The sequence below is a fragment of the Planktothricoides raciborskii GIHE-MW2 genome, from assembly GCF_040564635.1.
GTDB classification, from domain to species: domain Bacteria; phylum Cyanobacteriota; class Cyanobacteriia; order Cyanobacteriales; family Laspinemataceae; genus Planktothricoides; species Planktothricoides raciborskii.
Window position 1 is genome coordinate 4,982,281 of the sequence record NZ_CP159837.1, and the last position, 17,563, is coordinate 4,999,843.

The following is a 17,563-nucleotide window of genomic DNA, read 5'->3' on the forward strand; positions in this document are numbered from 1 at the left end:
CCTGTAACCCATAAATAAAATTTCGGAATCAATCGGCAAATATTTGGGCGAAGCATTCGCGGATAAAAATTGACGATTTTACCGAGAAATTTGGGCGCGAATGCTTTGCCCCTACAATGGGTAAACCGGGCAGAAAATTTCGGAATCAATCGGCAAATATTTGGGCGAAGCATTCGCGGATAAAAATTGACGATTTTACCGAGAAATTTGGGCGCGAATGCTTTGCCCCTACAATGGGTAAACCGGGCAGAAAATTTCGGAATCAATCGGCAAATATTTGGGCGAAGCATTCGCGGATAAAAATTGACGATTTTACCGAGAAATTTGGGCGCGAATGCTTTGCCCCTACAATAGACAATCTGAAAAAATATGGGCGAAGCATTCGCGGATAAAAATTGACGATTTTACCGAGAAATTTGGGCGCGAATGCTTTGCCCCTACAATAGACAATCTGAAAAAATATGGGCGAAGCATTCGCGGATAAAAATTGACGATTTTACCGAGAAATTTGGGCGCGAATGCTTTGCCCCTACAATGGGACACTGCTATGACTAAAACTCCTCCCTCTCCTCCTCCTTCCCCTGTGGCCAAATTCTTTTTTCTGAATACGGTATTTGGCCTATTGTTATGCTTTTTATTTGTGATTGGGGGACTGATCGGGGTTTCTTCAATGGTTAAAGAAGGCGACCCAGATATTAATATTGCGATCGCCACTATTCAAACTTTATGGCCTGGGGCTGACCCAGAAACCATTGAAAACCAAGTCACCGACAAAATCGAAACCCAACTTAAATCCCTCAAAGGGCTCAAAGAAATCACCAGCGCTTCTTTTGATGGGATGTCATTAATTAATGTGGAATTCCAAGCGAATGCCCCGATCGCCGAATCGATCGCCCAAGTTCGGGCAGAAGTAGACGAAGCCAAACCGGACTTAACCTTGGAAGCGGAAGAACCCAAAGTCACCCAAGTCTCCGTTCAAGATGTGCCCATTCTCACCATTGGTTTATATGGTGACATCGATATAGCGGTGCTCAGTCGCGCTGCGGAGGAAATCGAAGATTTATTAGAAAAAGTACCCAATGTCCGGGAAGTCAACGTCGGGGGTCAACGGGATGAAGTGATTCATGTGCAGATGATGCCCAACAAACTCACCGCTTTGGGGATTTCTCCTACCACCGTCGCCCAAGCGATTCAAAGAGGCAATATTGATATGCCTTGGGATCAAGTAGAAAGTGATGATATTGGGTCGCAAGTTCGTTTATATGGTCGCTTTCGTACCTTAGAAGATTTAAGCAATTTACCCATAACTCGGATTTGTGGCAGTGATAAATGCGAGTCAGAAGATCGGGTGGTGCGCTTAGGGGAAATTGCCGAAATCCGACGGGACTTAGAAAGAGAAAAAAATCGGGCTTTTATTAGTTTTGCTGGGGCAGAATATCAACCGGCTATTAATATTGATGTGATCAAAGTGCCAGGGTCAGACACGATCAAAGTAGTGGATGATTGTTTAGAGGCGATCGCCCAGATAAAACAAAACCCTAACATCTGGCCATACAGCATGGAATACAAAGTCATCGCCACTGACAAAGATACTATTTTGTACGACTTAAATCAGTTATTTCAAAATGGCTGGCAAGGAGTTTTATGTGTATTTTTAATCTTATTAGTAGCCCTGACTTGGCGTGAAGCAATTATTGCCGGTTTATCGATTCCTTTAACGATTTTGGCAACTCTGGCGATCGTCTGGTTACTGGGCAATACCCTGAACAAAATGGTGCAAGTTGGCATGATTTTGTCCTTGGGATTACTCGTTGATGTGTTCATCCTGATGATGGAAGGAATGCACGAGGGGTTATTTATTGAAAAGTTAACTTTTAACCAAGCCGCCCTCAAAACTGTCAGAACTTTTGCTATCCCCGCGTTATCCGGGCAATTAACAACAATCTTGGCAATGGTGCCGTTAATGGCGATAGGTGGCCTGATGGGTAAATTTATTCGCTTACTTCCCATTACGGCCATCATTTGTTTATCCATGAGTTATATTATTGCCCTATTTGTGGATATTCCCCTATCACGATATTTACTTGACAAAAAATCCCCGGCGCAGATTCCCGGTTTTTTCAAAAAACCGGGAATCTCTTGTCGCGGGAATCTGCCGCAGGGATCGGCGGTATCGAAGAGGGAAAAGGAAAAAGCCAGCTTAATCGATCGCCTCACGAAAATTGTCACCACCAAATTTACTCTCTGGCTTCAACGATTTACCATTCCCAACAAATTCATCGCCTCCCTGTGGGTTTGTGGCGCGATCGGTCTGTTTGTTTTTACCACTACTCTCGCGGGCAGCGTACCCGGAACCCTGTTCCCTGACGCGGACAAAACAGCCTTAAGCGTCAACGTGGAAATGCCGCCTACTGCCACCTTGGAAACTTCCCAAAAAGTAGCCGATGACCTGGGAGAAATTCTCCGTTGCTTTGTCGGGGCGAATGATTCGGCAATCAACTCTTCAACGAAACAAACCAGTAATTGCCCCAATGCTTCGCCCCTACTTTTTGAAAGCGTAGTTAAATTAGTAGGTCAACGCAGCAACCTAGTAGCAGAAACTGGTCTTAAACCGAGTGATGGGAGCTATTTGCTGGGTTTCTCCGTCGCCTTTGTCCCCAAAGAACAACGGGAAAAAAATTCTTTTGAATATTTAGATCAAATAAGAACTGAGTTAAATGCCGCAATGCGTAAATATCCCGGTGCATCTCTAGTGGTGAATGTCGAGAAAGCCGGAGAAGGAGGAGATCCGATCGCCATTGAAATTACCGGCACCGATATGGACGAATTACGGCGCATCTCTGGAGAGGTACAAATGGCGTTGCGAGGCGTTCTTGGGGCTGTAGACGTGCGGGATGACCTGGGTTCTTTGCGTCCTGATATCAAATTCCAGCCCAAACGGGAAGCGATGGATTTTTACGGCATTGGGGCTAATGACTTGGCCATGCAAGGACGTTATCTGATGACCGACAACGATATCGCGGATTTTCCCATTGGCGGCGGTCAGGAAGATTTGGAAATTCGCCTGAGTACCGCATGGCCTTCGCGGGGCGGCAGCGTCGGTGGCCCAACCCGCCCGGATGAACTGGCGATGGTTCGTTTGATTACTCCCAATGGCCCAATTGCGGCGGATCAAATCTTAGAACAAGTTCCGGGGATGTCCCCGTTATCGATTACTCATAAAAATGCCCAACGCACGGTGATGGTATTAGCGAAAACTAAAGACCGCACCGTAGGGGAAATTTTGGCGGATTTAGAACCAAAATTAACCGAAATGAAACGCCAATGGCCAATCGGTTATAACTACAACTTTGGTGGCGAAGCGGCAACTACCGAGGAAACGTTTGGTTCGGCCAAAAAAATGGCGGTTGTGGCGTTATTTTTAGTGTTTGCAGTCTTAGTGATTCAGTTTGGTTCGTTTACTCAGCCGTTTATTATTATGTTGGCCATTCCCTTTGGGTTAATTGGCACTTTTAGCGGTTTTTTCTTATTGTGGATTCCCATTTCTTTTCCCGCCGTGATTGGGATTATTTCTCTGACAGGAATTGTGGTGAATAATTCCATTGTGATGGTGGATACGATGAATACTTATCTCAAAGAAGGGATGGATTTACGGCAAGCGGCAGCCAGAGGTGCAAGCGATCGCCTCCGTCCCATTCTCAGCACCACCTTGACCACCATTGTGGGGGTTTTACCAATGGCCTTTAGTGACCCTATGTGGTTTCCTCTTTGTATGGCGATCGCCTTTGGTTTAACCTCATCTACTTGTATTGGCTTATTGGTGACACCGGCTTTATACTTACTCCTGACGCCTTCAGATAAAATGAGGATAGAAGAGAGAGGATAGAGGAAAGAGAAAAGAGAAAAGAGGATAGAGGATAGAGAAGAGAGGATAGAGGATAGAGGATAGAGAAGAGAGGGAAGAGAGGGAAGAGAGAGAAGAGAGGGAAGAGAGGGAAGAGAGGGAAGAGAGGGAAGAGAGGGAAGAGAGAGAAGAGAGGGAAGAGAGGAAATTTTCTTCCCACACCTCGATGGCGGCCTCCCACACTCCTATGCATCTCTTTTCTCTATCCTCTTTTCTCTTCCATTGGGATTTGCTATCTTAATTAATGCGGGAGGAAATTAATCATGCCTAAATGGAAATTAGTGACGGAGTACACATTCGACAGCGCCCATTTTATTCGGGATTATGATGGCCCTTGTGGGCGAATGCACGGCCATACTTATAAGGTACGCATTGAAGCGTCATCCCAGAAACTCCACTCTTCAGAATATTGTCCCCATGAAGTGATGGTGGCGGATTTTAAAACCCTACGTTGGGCGAAAAAAGATGTCACCAAAGGAGGGCTAGATCACTGCTTTTTGAATGACGTGATGCCCCCCGATTATGATACTACGGCGGAGATGATTGCTAAGTATATTTATGAGGAAACTAAGCGGAGAGTTCCTCCAGGAGTTGATCTAAAAGTAGCGGTTTCAGAAACCCCGAATTCTTGGGTAGAATATGAGGATGATTAAATTCATTTTAGATATTTGTTGATTAAATCTGCGCGATCGCCTCAATAGTGGAAACCGGCACCTGACAAAAATATTGCCGATAAAATTGTTCTTCTTGCAAAGCCGCAATAAAATAATCTATAGGAAAATAATTCGCGGTTATTGTGGCTTTTTTATCGGCAATCCGCCGAAAAGTTATCCCGGTTTCTAGTTCAGATGCTTCTTGGTTAAAACTAATCTGAAAACCGAGGAATGTTAAGGTATTTAAGCCAATGTCTAAGGCGCGATCGCTGATAGTTAATTCCTGGCAAAGTTCCTGACGAGAAATGCTTGCCCCGGTGTGGCTGAGATGGTCAGCAATTGTGATCAATTTTTGACATATTTCTTGGGGTTGGGGAATATTATCGGCATCATAAGCTAAGACCACAACCGGCAATTTGTGGTTAATAAATTGGGAGTCAAGCGCTAACTTTAACCCTTGTTCTAAATCTTCCCAACTGGTGGGACATTGGCGGATAAAAATGGCCGAATCGAGAGACTCATCTACTGGCAATTCTCCCCCTAGACCATTATTACGGTAATCCAAAATTTGTAAAACTTTACTTCCCGAATTTACCACAGTTATTTGCCTAGTTTCATTCACCTCTCTAACGGCAATTAACCGTAATTCATACTGTTTTTTGTAATTATTATAATCCAAAGTCGCGATCGCATCACAAAGCGCCTGAGATGGATTCTCTGCCTTCTGAGGAATATCTTCTTTATAATGTCCCCACCAAATCCCTGGAAAACCCGAATCACTGGAATCATCCTTGATATTAAAATAGGTTTTAATATAGCCCAATTTTCGACCAGTATTATCTTTAACTTTTTCATTCCATACTCTTTCAAACCAACAATTTTTAATCAATATTTGTGGCGATGGGTTGCCCATGCCGCAAGGTTCGAGGATTTTCAATTCTCGGAATAAATCTAGACCCAAATCCGCCACTTTACAAATAATGTCCGCCTGAATTATTGGTATTCCTAAGCGGTTAATTTCGCCAATTTGTTGCCGCAATTCCCGGTTAATTGCTTCGGTAAATAGGGGAATATTTTCTACCGGCAAACTCAACCCAGCGGCCAAGGGATGACCGCCAAATCGGTCTAATAAATGGGCTTGGTTTTTGACTAATTGATACAAGTCAATTTGATGTACAGAACGGGCAGAACCACGGGCTAAAACTGGGGTAGTTTCTCCACTTCCTGACGATCGCATTGCGTCCCTACTATTTTCCAGACTTTCCTGGGTTTGATCGGTGGTTAATAAAATTGTGGGACAGCCGTATTCTTGGGCAATTTGACCTGCTACTAAACCCAGGACACCCACAGACCATTGGGGGTCTTCGAGGACGATGACTTTAGTAGTAGAAAGGTCAATTTTTTCTAGTTTAGTTTTGGCTTGGGCGAGGACATTTTTTTGCAGTTCTTGACGACGGGCATTGGCTAATTCCGCTTCGCTGGCGAGTTTTTGACAAAGGTTGCGTTCGCGGCTGGTGAGTAATTCCACACAAAAAGCAGCATCCCCATGAATGCGACTCACCGCATTAATTCGCGGCCCAATACCAAAGGAAATATCTGTGGGGCGATCGCCTGTTTTCTTGCACAATTCTAATAATCTACCTAGTCCGGGACGCCGCCATTGTGACGGATGTTGTTTAAATTCTTTTTCTAAATGTTTCAGACCAATTTGGGCTAAATAGCGGCAATCTCCTTTTAATTCCACCAAATCCGCAATTAAACCAATTGCCACTAAATCTAACAACTGTTCTAAAGGTGCTTGGGGAATATTTGGCGCCGCTAAATAAAGGGCTTCAATGAGTTTATACGCCACCGCTACCCCCGACAGATAAAACATAGAATGGTCTGGGGGCAAATAACGGGGGTTAATAATTGCCACTACTGGGGGGCGATCGTCCAGCAAAGTATGATGATCCGTAATAATTACATCAATTCCTAACTCATTAGCATGGTTAATTTCTGCTAAGTTAGTGCTGCCCGTATCGCAAGTAACAATTAAACTAATCCCTTCTTTAGCTAGGCGATCGATTCCGGCAACATTTAACCCGTGGGAGTCGGTGAAACGATTGGGAATATAGTAAGTTAATTTAGTATTCTGGGGGAAAAATTCTCCCAGTCCATCCCACAACACGCAGGTGGAAGTAATGCCATCAGCATCAAAATCTCCCCAAATTGCCACTTTTTCCCCACTACTGGCAGCATGGAGAATTCTTTCCACTGCCCACTGCATTTCCCAGCCAAATTCAGAAGGACTAGAAGGCTTAAAGTTTTGGGGATCGATAAATTTGGCCAGAGTTGCCCCATCTTGAATGCCCCGTTGCCAAAGCAGTTGGGCCGCATAACGCCCCGAAGATCCGGAGGTATATGCTTGGATATATGCTTGCACTTGTTCCAGAAACCAAGTTGGAGGTTCAATTTGGGGTTGGAGAATCCATTCAATCTCAAAATTTTTTTGGGGGGGCAGATCGCTCATCAGAAACCAGGTTTTTTTAGCAGTTTATTCAATTTTATCAGGTTACAAAACTTTACAAACTGGGTTTTTCCTGGATTTTCGCCTATCTCGTTCCCTGAGAAAAACCCCGGTTTCTGAATTTCTGGAATTGTGACGAATTAACTTGTGGTTTATTTTCAGGATTATTGGTGGCCAATTCCCAAAAAAACCTAATATAGCGTTTCTCATCTATAAAAGGCACTTATTTTTCTCTGTCATTCCCGCGAAGGCGGGAATCCACAGATGTACTACACCTCACAAAATTGAAAACTGCTATATCATTTAATCACTGAGATGCTCCAGTGGTTCGTATATTGTCATTTCATCCTAAATCAGTCAAATGTCACAAAAACTCACCGTCAGTCTTTATGTTGACAACCAAAACGTCAAAGTAAATTTAGAACTCGCTAATCTATTGCTAGTATTTGCCAAAATCCAGGGCATTGTCAAGCAGGCCAAAATTTACGACTTTTGGCCGAACGGCAAAAATGCAGTCTTAGAGAGTTTAGCAAATCTAGGATTTCAGGGTATTTCGGTTACTTCACCGATTAAAGACTGTGCGGATTATCAATTAGTCTTTGACTGTTTGACTGATTTCGACGCAAATGGCTGGCCAGACCTGGTAATTTTAGTCTCAGGAGATGGTGACTTTTGTCCCTTTGTGAATCACCTGAAAAAAATCGGCATCAAAACGATCATTTTTGCCAGAAAAGGCAATGTCAAAAAACAACTGATTGACTTAGCGGATGAATTCCACTTTATCGATCAACTGCCTGAGTTAGTGGTGATTCAGGATGCCCCAGAAAATGAGGTTATCTCGGAACTTGTGGCACCAAAAATAGATAATTTATTGAATAAATTACCAGAGATTAACCCGCAAGTATATTCGTTACAGGAGCCGGATTTATCCGCTGAGTATATTACTTACGATCAAGCCATTGACTCTCTAATTAAAGCCATTAAGAGCGCATCGTTCCAAGGTCAACCTACTACTTTCAGTGTCCTGAACATTTTGATGCGTAATAATCCCGATTACTACCCCATCTATAAAGGTGTAGCTTCTATCCGCAAACCTGATGGCAGCAAATTTAGCAAATTTACTAATTTTATGGAGGCTGCGGTAAGTGATGGTAAAGTCAGAGTTCAAAAAAATGGCAATATTCAGGAAGTTTTTTTAATCGACCCAGCCCCCTCAGAAATATCCTCAGAAGTGGCTGATAATTCTGAGCATCAGACACCGGCTGATTCTATTAATACTCAAGAGAATACTCAGGGGAATACTCCAGGAACATCGGCTGATTATTCGGCTGATTATATTCCTTATGATGAAGCGGTGAATTGTCTGCTGGAAGCGATTAATACTTGCTTACTTGAAGATCACATTACCAATTTAAGCTATATTTCTACATTAATGCGGTACAACCATCGTTTTCCCAATTATCACGGGGTGAGTTCTATCCGCAAACCTGATGGTAGCAGCTTTACCAAATTTGGTGAGTTTATTGATGCGGTTGCACAAGATGGGAAAGTTCGCCGCAAAAAAACTAGCAAAATGGCAACAGTGGTTTTAGTCGAAGAAAAAGATGGCGAAAAAACTGAGACTACTTCAAGTTATAAAAAGTCTAAAAAGTCTAAAAATAAGAAAAAGAAAGCCTCTCACAACATTAGTTACCATGATGCGGTTAAGTGCCTGATTTCAGCAATTAAAACCGCATCTAAACAAGGTAAAGAAGCCGATCCAGGATCCTTGGATCGACTGATGCGAGAAAACAAGCGGTTTCCCAACTATCAAGGAGTTAAGTCTATTTTTAAACCCAATTCTTGCCAGAAATTTTCTAAATTTATTAAGTTTCTTGACTTTGTAGAGAAAGATGGAAAAATTTACACTACTAGAACCAGAAAAAAGATTACATCTATTAAGGCGATCGATCCACAAGCGGTTTTTAATTTTGCCGACTTTTGTGAATAGTAGTTATGCGTAGGTTGGGTTGATGAACGAAACCCAACCTACAATCGAAACAAATGATGATGACCAATCACTATGGAGTAATCAAACAAATGATGATGAGTAATAGAGATCGAATTAGTAAAGGTTTAGAGTTGCTAAATGAGGGATTATATCCTTATTTTGAACAGCAAATGGAACAAAAATATGGTGATAAATGGGAGGATCAGGCAAACAAACACTTGCAAAACCATACAACGATGAAAAAAACTAAGGTTAAAGATAAACTTCGTGAGGATACTGGTGAGCTATTGAAGGCTATGTCGAACGAATGGAAAAAGGTATTCAAAGATAATGAAAATCTGGATAATGGGGAAAAGGGAATTGTAGAAGAATTACTTCAATTTCGCCATAATTATTCGCACAAAAATAACTATGCCTTTTCCGCAGAGGATACTTATCGCGCTATTGACAGTATAGTGCGACTACTTAAAGCAGTCAATGCAGAAGAAAAGATTATTCAAGAATTAGAAAAGCACAAGAAAGAACTGTTTCAGATTATTGGGCAAGAGGAAAATCGCCAGAAAAATCCCCAAACTACAGCTAATTTAGAGCGAATTCGAGTTAAATTAGCTGAATTACTCGGAAAACTCCCGTTTCAGGATGTGTCTTTGCTGCAAGATGCTTTAACTCATCGTTCCTATCTTTATGAAAATCCTAAAGAAGCGAAGACTGATAATGAGTTGTTGGAGTTTCTCGGTGATGCGGTACTGAATTTTCTTAGTGGCGAATATCTTTATGAGAAGTATAAGGAAGAAAAAGATGAAGGTGATTTGACTCGGTTGCGGTCTGCTTTGGTAGAAGATAAGCAGTTGGCAAAATTTGCCGAGCAATTAGAACTCGGTAAATGGATGCGGTTAGGAAAAGGCGCGATCGCTGATGGGGCAAAAGATAATTTATCCGTATTGAGTAATACCTTTGAAGCGATAATTGGCGCTTATTTTCTGGATTCACAAATGAATGCCGTCCGAGATTTTGTGCGATCGCTGTTTGATTCGGTCATAGAGGAAATTATTGCTGTTTCGCCTCAAATCGATGACTATCAAACCGATACACCGCAAATTGCGATCGATCCGAAAAATCAATTGCAACAATGGGTACAGAAAAACCAAGGCGCAATCTTACCTCAATATCGCGTCATTAAAGAAGAAGGCCTCCCGCACGACAAAACATTTACAGTGCAGGTTTCCATCAATGGTAAAGTTTACGCCCAAGGGACAGGTTCTACCAAAAAAGAGGCGGAAAAACAAGCGGCTGGAAATGCACTAAAAAAATTAGGGCTGTTATGACAGGAAACTCCCCAGGATAACATCCCGACATAAATTTTCCTGTAGGGGCGAAGCATGACCGCAGATCCCCCAAAAAGAAACCCGGTTTCTTCGCCCTCGCAGACAACCCAGAAACCGGGTTTTTTTTATTGACATCCCCTAAAAATCCTGCTATCGTACTATTACGATGTAGAAAAGAGGCAAAAAAATGAGCAGCCCAACCAGCAATCCAACCCATATCGGCACCACCGAAGCCGCCCAATACCTAGGTATTTCCACCGTGAGACTCCGCATCCTACTCCAGCAAGGGCGGGTAAGAGGAGCCGAAAAGCAAGGCCGCAACTGGGTTATCCCCTTATTTAACGGAATGCCGGTCATCGAAGAACGCGGCAAAGGCCCGAAAGGCACCTGGTACAAGCGCCGCCGCCAAGTTGAAACCTGCATCTTGGTCAACCGGCAAATTATTGGCAAAAACGCCAAAGAAAACGAGAACGAGCCGCCGATTGTGGTCAAAGAAGGCAAAAATCAGTACAACTGCCACGAACTAGAAATTAATGGCCCATGCCGCCTGGTGTACACCCCCCATGAAACTGGCCCCTGTGGTGCTCGCCTGTGGATTGAAGCAGCGGCTCATGTGCCAGTAATCAGAAAGACTTTTGCTACCTATCAGCCGGTCAATCAGCCAGTCAGTCAGCCGGTTAAAGCCCCTTTTGAGCTTTAGTGATTGGTGATTGGTGACTCGTGTGAAATAAACCAAATAGCAATAAAAAAATAGCAAACAACAGATAGCAAATAAATATTTCATTATAAAAAAAGTCACGTTAAACTAGATGTCAAAGCGATTTTCTTTTTCACCGCAGATTCGGTGGAACCTAGTAGATAGATATTTTTCTACTGGACGGCAAATTACAGCTAAAAGGCATCGGATATATGAATGGTTTTTGGAAAATATGGATCGATAAGCTGAAGGCAACTTCGGCAGTTTTAGGCGATCGCACCTCTTCTGGGCAGAAAACCGATCGGCCCTGGGCAAACTTACCGTTAAAACGGTTGAGTTCATTGGTGGCCAGTTTAATCATTGCTCAAGGAGCGATTTTGGCAACCCCAGCCCTGGCGCAAAAAAGTGCGAAAGAAAGCCTAACCTATGGCGAACTTTTAGAAAAAATTGACGCTGGAGAAGTCCAAAAGGTCGTGCTGGATCCGGCTAAGGGCAATGCCACTGTCACTTTAAAGGATTCTGCGGAACATCAAGTCACTCTGTTTGAGCGATATCCAGAGCTATTTCAAAAAATCCGGGTTGCCAATAGAGATGGGGAACGGGTTAAGTTAGATATTCAGCCCTCAGCCGATCGCGCTGAAGCCCTGGGTATTGTCGCTAACTTATTGCTGATTACGTTATTAGTGGGCGGCTTGGTGATGATCCTGAAACGGTCATCACAAGTAGGCAACCAAGCGATGAGTTTTGGTAAATCCAGAGCTCGCTTTCACATGGAAGCGAAAACCGGGGTGACTTTTGATGATGTGGCGGGAATTGAAGAGGCCAAAGAAGAACTCCAGGAAGTAGTGACATTCCTCAAACAACCGGATCGGTTTACAGCGGTGGGGGCGAAAATCCCCAGAGGGGTGTTGTTAGTCGGTTCCCCAGGAACGGGAAAAACCCTACTGGGCAAGGCGATCGCGGGAGAAGCGGGGGTGCCGTTTTTCAGTATTTCTGGTTCTGAGTTTGTGGAGATGTTCGTTGGGGTCGGGGCTTCACGGGTCAGAGACTTATTCCACAAAGCCAAAGAAAATGCCCCTTGTATTGTCTTTATTGATGAAATCGATGCGGTCGGTCGGCAGCGTGGTGCGGGAATTGGCGGGGGGAATGATGAACGAGAGCAAACTCTCAACCAGTTGCTCACAGAAATGGACGGTTTTGAGGGCAACAGCGGCGTGATTGTGATTGCTGCCACCAACCGCCCGGATGTGCTGGATCTGGCTTTGTTGCGACCGGGACGGTTTGACCGACAAGTGGTTGTGGATTTGCCCGGTTACAACGGTCGCCTGGGGATTTTGCAGGTTCATGCTCGGAATAAAAAACTCTCTAGCGATGTATCTTTAGAGGCGATCGCCCGTCGGACTCCGGGATTAGCGGGGGCTGACTTGGCCAACTTACTCAACGAAGCGGCCATTCTCACTGCCCGTCGGCGCAAAGACGCTATTACACCAGAGGAAATTGACGATGCTATTGACCGAGTAACCATTGGTTTAAAATTAACGCCTCTCCTGGATAGCAAGAAAAAGCGGATTATCGCTTATCACGAAGTCGGCCATGCCCTATTAATGACCGTATTAAAAAATTCTGACTCCTTAAATAAAGTCACCATTATTCCTCGTTCCGGAGGAATTGGTGGTTTTGCTCAACCAGTCCCCAATGAGGAGATGATTGATAGTGGCTTAGTCACCCGTGCGTGGCTGATGGATCGAATTACTATGGCCTTGGGTGGTCGCGCAGCGGAAGATTTGGTATTTGGGGATGCGGAAGTGACCAACGGCGCCAGTGGCGATATTCAAATGGTAGCCAAAATTGCGCGAGAAATGGTAACTCGTTATGGAATGTCTGACCTCGGTCCGTTAGCCCTAGAAATAGAACAGGGTGAGGTGTTTCTGGGTCGAGACTTGATGGCGCGATCGGAATATTCCGAAGCGGTAGCCATTCAAATCGATCGCCAAGTCCATGAAATAGTCTCCCACTGCTATCAAGAAGCGCAGCGAATTCTGAACGAGCATCGCCACGTTATGGAAAAACTGGTGGAAATTCTCTTAGAGCAAGAAACCATTGAAGGAGAACAATTCCGAGCAATTGTTTCTCAATACACAAACTTGCCGAAGCAGCAATTAACCTCAGCAGTTCTTTCCTCGTAGTTCTTGCCTGGATGAGGGGCGGAGGGGGAAGCCGCAGTCGTGTAGGGTGTAGGGTGTAGGGGAAGAGAGGATGCATAGGATGCATAGGATGCATAGGATGCATAGGATGCATAGGAAAATTCTCTATTCTCTATTCTCTTTTCTCTATTCTCTATTCTCTCTTCCCCCCACACCGATGGCGGCCGATGGCGGCCGATGGCGGCCGATGGCGGCCGATGGCGGCCGATGGCGGCCCCACACCCCTGCTCCTCCGCTCCTCTGCACGAAGCGCTATATGTTTTTTCTGCGGAAGATTTCTGTTATAGTGCGGTTAAAAATCAGCCAGCATTGGGCAAGAAAAACTCCCTAAAACTCTCTAGATGAAACCTCTTTTGATTAAAAAGCGTTTCATCCCCGATATCCATCATTAGGTTACTATCGAAAGCACCGAGATTACCGATTGATTTTATTAATTGATTTTATTATTGGAATGAAAGTTAAACGCACCCGTTCTCAGGATCGAATTCTCACTCTCCTGAAAAGTCTTCAGCAAGCGGTTTCGGCTCAAGATATCTATGTGGAAATGCGCCAACGAGACCAAGCCGTTGGCTTGGCAACTATATATCGATCTTTAGAAGCGTTGAAACTTGAAGGGGTTGTACAAGTGAGGACTTTGAGTAACGGTGAGTCTGTTTATAGTTGCATTAAAGAAGATCGTCATCATTTAACTTGCTTACATTGTGGGGATTCGATCGCCATTGATGAATGTCCGGTTCACGATTTAGAAACGGAACTGGAAAAATTACATCATTTTAAAGTTTTTTATCATACCCTGGAATTTTTTGGGATGTGCGATCGCTGTCAGCTAGGTTCCAACCCCCATCAACAATAATTAATTGATATTTGTTTATTAATTGTTAGTTGTTAGTTGTTAGTTCTTTGTTATTAGTTGTTAGTTATTAGTTCTTTGTTATTAGTTTTTAATCACTCATTAAAGGATATGCATACAAAGAACCAACAACAAAGAACCAACAACAAAGAACCAAGAATGTCTAACGAATATGTTTCAACTCGTGATTGATTGCTTCGAGATCGAAAGCGTTGGGATCAAAATCTCCTAGCCATTCCACAGTGCTTTCGTATTCGGGATCTTCTGGGTTTTGCAGAATTTCTAACAAATCCTTATAACCAAGAATACCCCCACAATCTTCTGGAGGACAAGCCCGTTCTCCTTCTAAACAGAGAGGGTAATGCACTTTTGGAGTTGGGGCAAGAATTTTTTCCACCAACATAAGATGTTCCCATTCTTCATCGAGATTATATTTGTAAATAAACTCCGTGTTTTCTGTGGGAACCAGATCGTCTAACTTCGCCCGTCTTTCGGTTTTCATCTCCAAGCCATATTCTGGGTGAGATTCACCATAGGAAGTGCCATTGATAATAAATTCATGGAGATGAGAATTTTCCCAACCCATGACAATTTGCATCACACGCTGCAATCTATACAGGGTGATATGACTGGGAACTTGGATTCTTCTCCAAATCGGTGGGTCACTATCCTTTAGGGTTACTTGTATTTGATAAATAAACTCACTGTCAGTTTTCATTTTTTTGAGTTTTTACCGTTAAAATACAACCATAAAATCTTGGTTACTTTTGGAAAATTAACCAATTGACGAGAAATAACTGTCATTTATAAATCGTATCATAGTTATGGAAAAATATTAGCAAGCATTTAGCCTTCAGTTATGAGGGAACGGGGTGTGAGGGGAAGCCGCCGTCGTGTAGGGTGTAGGGTGTAGGGTGTAGGGTGTAGGGTCTAGGGTGTAGGGTCTAGGGTGTAGGGTGTAGGGTGTAGGGTGTAGGGTGTAGTGAATAGTGAATAATAAATAGTAAATAGTAAATAGTAAATAGTAAATAGTGATATTTCTTTTGTACGGGCGTCCTTGCGAAGCCCATGCCGTCAGGCTATATGGCCATTCGCCCCTACCACTTTTCACTTTCCCCCCCCCACACCCTACACCCCAAAAGCCCCACACCCTACACTGTGTTGTCCAAAGCTATCAATTTATTAAGTTATTAAGACTTTTGGCATTAAAAAAAAGGAAGTTTAGCCATGACGCCAAATATAGAGACTGCCGAGATGAAGCTGCCAGCCCCTCGACTGGCTTTGACCCTGGGGGATCCAGCGGGAATTGGCCCAGAGGTGATTCTCAAAGCGTTAAGCAAGTTGACAAAATTAGACGAAATTACCGTGGTGGGAAGTCGGCAGATTTTGCAGCAGACTTATCAGCAGCTAAGGGCTTCTACTATTACGATGCAGAAGGCGATTGATCCAGAACAGCTACAGATGATCGATATTGATATCGATGTAGATAAAATAACCCCCGGTATGGGTAATGCGGCAAGTGGGGCGGCTAGTTTTGCTTATCTGGAAACCGCGATCGCCCATACTCTAGCAGGAGAATTTGACGCGATAGTCACAGGCCCGATCGCCAAACATTGCTGGAAAGCTGCCGGTCATCATTATCCCGGACAAACGGAACTCTTAGCCGAACGCGCTGGAGTCAATCGGTTCGGGATGTTATTTGTGGCTAAGTCCCCCCATAGTGGCTGGACAATGCGGACATTGTTAGCGACCACCCATATTCCCCTGCGTCAAGTTCCGGACACCCTCAACCCAGATTTATTAAGTCGAAAATTAGACTTATTTGTGGAATGCTTAGAGCAAAACTTTGGCATTCAAACACCCAAGATTGCCATTTCTGGTTTAAATCCTCACAGTGGCGAAAACGGACAATTGGGTACGGAAGAAAAAGACTGGTTAATTCCCTGGTTGGAGGAAATGCGCGATCGCTATCCTCATGTCCAACTCGATGGCCCAATTCCTCCCGATACCCTCTGGGTGAAACCGGCACAAACTTGGTTTGGTACAGGCAATTATGGCCATGATGGTTACTTAGCATTGTATCACGATCAAGGGTTAATTCCGGTTAAATTAATGGCCTTTGATCGAGCAGTGAATACAACAATTGGTTTACCATTTCTTCGCACCTCTCCCGATCATGGCACTGGCTTTGATATTGCCGGAAAAGGGTTAGCAAATGGGGCAAGTATGAAAGCTGCTTTAGAGTTAGCGATGGATATTGTACCACATAACTCTGCAGCACAGAAAAAGGGTTGATGATGGTCTCTGTGTTTCTCTGTGTCTCTGTGGTTAAGAGGTTAATATTTCACCACAGAGACACAGAGGACACAAAGAAAACACAAACAAGGTTGATGATGGTCTCTGTGTTTCTCTGTGTCTCTGTGGGTAAGAGGTTAATATTTCACCACAGAGACACAGAGGACACAAAGAAAACACAAAGAAAGTATTAATATTATTCGTAGGGTGCGTTAGGCGCGGCAATAATTTGACGGCAAAAACCCAGAACTGGGAAGCCGCGCCGTCGTCCCACCAAAACCATGATTACAGCAATTTTATATTGCATAAACCAGAAATATCTGTAGGGGCGAAGCATTCCGGCAGAAGCTCGATGCTGAAAATATTAATGTAGGGGCGAATGGCCATTCGCCCCTACGGAATGCTTCGCCCTACGGTGGTTCAGTAGGGGCGAAACCGCTGTATTATACCCAGTATAAAAAATTATTGCTACAATAAATCAGTATTGATATTTTATGATAAATATTTTTAATAAATTTTTAGGAAAAACCTGTGCTCAAACTATTATTAGCTATGGGGATAAACTCCGTTTATAAATTGGTGATCGAATTGCTTGCCAGTCGAAAGCGATCGCAGGTCAAGAAGAAAGAGAATGGGAATTTGCTACTAGGGGTACAGACCGGCAATTAATTGCTGCCCCCGGAAATATCCTAACCAGTTCCGCCGAAAATGTTGAATTATTTAAGTCAAAAGTAAAAATCCTTGAAGGTACAACTATTACTAAGTTTGAAACCCACTATCCCGACTTAGTGTTAACTATTGGTTTTAGCAATGGTTGTGAGTTCAAACTATTCCCAAACTTGGCAGATGATTGTGATGTTTCTTTCTGGGAATTTTTTACTCCCGATAATATGCTGTTGACTTTAGAACCAGGAGGAATTTGGACTTATACCCGGTCTGATGTGCCAATGGGTGAGAAAATCAATGGGTGAGAAAATCAATGGGTGAGAAAATCAATGGGGAATGATTGACCTTGCTTCCCCTCGGTTAACTCATAGAACCAGAGACTCACCGAAATCCTGATATTAGGCTAAAATTTCCAGAAAATTGTTCACTGGCAAAGGCGCGATCGCCTACTGCTGATAAATCATCCTTCA

At 43.6% G+C, this 17,563-nt stretch carries 12 protein-coding genes; 9 read left to right on the top strand and 3 right to left on the bottom strand.

All coding sequences use genetic code 11. From position 1 onward, the window contains the following. Nucleotides 1-547 precede the first annotated feature (547 nt). Together ABWT76_RS21320 and ABWT76_RS21325 are read left to right on the top strand one after the other, a co-directional pair. Complete coding sequence (locus tag ABWT76_RS21320) at nt 548-3,886, top strand: efflux RND transporter permease subunit (RefSeq protein ID WP_054465492.1); 3,339 nt, start codon at nt 548-550, stop codon at nt 3,884-3,886. 281 nt (nt 3,887-4,167) lie between these two features. Then, nucleotides 4,168-4,557, top strand: coding sequence for a 6-carboxytetrahydropterin synthase (locus ABWT76_RS21325; RefSeq protein ID WP_054465491.1), 390 nt, complete (start codon nt 4,168-4,170; stop codon nt 4,555-4,557). Between the two features lie 22 nt (nt 4,558-4,579). Here the strand turns inward: ABWT76_RS21325 and recJ are convergent, their stop codons facing one another. Next, entirely contained in the window at nt 4,580-7,069 is a 2,490-nt protein-coding gene (gene recJ, locus ABWT76_RS21330) for a single-stranded-DNA-specific exonuclease RecJ (protein WP_354634919.1), read from the bottom strand. Nucleotides 7,070-7,427: 358 nt separating this feature from the next. On the opposite strand from recJ, the gene ABWT76_RS21335 reads away from it, so the two are divergent. From ABWT76_RS21335 to ABWT76_RS21355, 5 genes are all read left to right on the top strand, one after another. Next, nucleotides 7,428-9,056: an NYN domain-containing protein gene (locus ABWT76_RS21335; RefSeq protein ID WP_190877433.1), complete on the top strand. Its 1,629-nt coding sequence runs from the start codon at nt 7,428-7,430 to the stop codon at nt 9,054-9,056. 89 nt (nt 9,057-9,145) lie between these two features. Next, complete coding sequence (gene rnc, locus ABWT76_RS21340; protein WP_354634920.1) at nt 9,146-10,381, top strand: ribonuclease III; 1,236 nt, start codon at nt 9,146-9,148, stop codon at nt 10,379-10,381. 187 nt (nt 10,382-10,568) lie between these two features. After that, nucleotides 10,569-11,081 (top strand): helix-turn-helix domain-containing protein, encoded by a 513-nt coding sequence (locus ABWT76_RS21345; RefSeq protein ID WP_072160701.1) that lies wholly within the window; start codon nt 10,569-10,571, stop codon nt 11,079-11,081. A 209-nt stretch (nt 11,082-11,290) separates the two neighbouring features. Then, nucleotides 11,291-13,264, top strand: a complete 1,974-nt coding sequence (ftsH, locus tag ABWT76_RS21350) for an ATP-dependent zinc metalloprotease FtsH (RefSeq protein WP_054465488.1) — start codon at nt 11,291-11,293, stop codon at nt 13,262-13,264. Between the two features lie 469 nt (nt 13,265-13,733). Further along, entirely contained in the window at nt 13,734-14,135 is a 402-nt protein-coding gene (locus ABWT76_RS21355) for a Fur family transcriptional regulator (RefSeq protein WP_054465504.1), read from the top strand. Between the two features lie 160 nt (nt 14,136-14,295). Here ABWT76_RS21355 and ABWT76_RS21360 read toward each other — a convergent pair whose 3' ends face one another. Both ABWT76_RS21360 and ABWT76_RS21365 read right to left on the bottom strand, forming a co-directional pair. Continuing rightward, nucleotides 14,296-14,850 carry a plasmid pRiA4b ORF-3 family protein gene (locus ABWT76_RS21360; protein WP_054465487.1) on the bottom strand — a complete coding sequence of 185 codons (555 nt, stop codon included), beginning with the start codon at nt 14,848-14,850 and terminating at the stop codon, nt 14,296-14,298. Nucleotides 14,851-14,985: 135 nt separating this feature from the next. Further along, nucleotides 14,986-15,243, bottom strand: coding sequence for a hypothetical protein (locus ABWT76_RS21365; protein ID WP_156331607.1), 258 nt, complete (start codon nt 15,241-15,243; stop codon nt 14,986-14,988). A 116-nt stretch (nt 15,244-15,359) separates the two neighbouring features. On the opposite strand from ABWT76_RS21365, the gene pdxA reads away from it, so the two are divergent. Together pdxA and ABWT76_RS21375 are read left to right on the top strand one after the other, a co-directional pair. Next, nucleotides 15,360-16,427 (top strand): 4-hydroxythreonine-4-phosphate dehydrogenase PdxA, encoded by a 1,068-nt coding sequence (gene pdxA / locus ABWT76_RS21370; protein WP_354634921.1) that lies wholly within the window; start codon nt 15,360-15,362, stop codon nt 16,425-16,427. A gap of 839 nt (nt 16,428-17,266) precedes the next feature. After that, a complete protein-coding gene (locus ABWT76_RS21375) occupies nt 17,267-17,398 on the top strand; it encodes a hypothetical protein (RefSeq protein ID WP_255353163.1) in 132 nt (43 codons plus the stop codon). The last annotated feature ends 165 nt before the right edge of the window (nt 17,399-17,563 follow it).